This window comes from Halomonas sp. SIMBA_159 (genome assembly GCF_046536035.1).
In the GTDB taxonomy this organism is placed as follows: Bacteria; Pseudomonadota; Gammaproteobacteria; order Pseudomonadales; family Halomonadaceae; genus Vreelandella; species Vreelandella venusta_A.
The window spans coordinates 1-253 of the sequence record NZ_JAWJBT010001104.1 but is presented as its reverse complement, the minus strand read 5'-3'; the positions used below and the strand labels follow the sequence as shown (position 1 = coordinate 253).

General features: G+C 40.3%; 1 protein-coding gene. It reads right to left on the bottom strand.

Annotation, left to right across the window (positions count from 1 at the left end; genetic code table 11):
* Window positions 1–93: 93 nt before the first annotated feature.
* Complete coding sequence (locus tag R0J87_RS22690) at window positions 94–240, bottom strand: HAD hydrolase-like protein (protein ID WP_498889171.1); 147 nt, start codon at window positions 238–240, stop codon at window positions 94–96.
* Window positions 241–253 lie beyond the last annotated feature (13 nt).

Here is a 253-nt window from a genome sequence, read left to right as displayed (position 1 = left end):
ACTATTTATTTCTTTATGTTTTTTTTAGATTTAGCTAGATGAAGGTTTGTTAGCGTGGGACGAACCTTGACTTTTATCTTTGATGCTGACTCCTCACCAACGAGAAATTTCCGCTTCCAAACGTCGGATGGGATAACTGCGATCTACAACTGCGGGGTCAACCATCGGTTCTACTAATATTGTAAACATTTGTAAACGATTTCCTGCTAAAACATCGGTAAAAACGCGATCGCCGACCATGGCAATTTGATCG

Coding starts and splice junctions, on each gene's coding strand:
- R0J87_RS22690 (WP_498889171.1), bottom strand. CDS start 240: ATGGTCGGCGATCGCGTTTTTACCGATGTTTTAGCAGGAAATCGTTTA.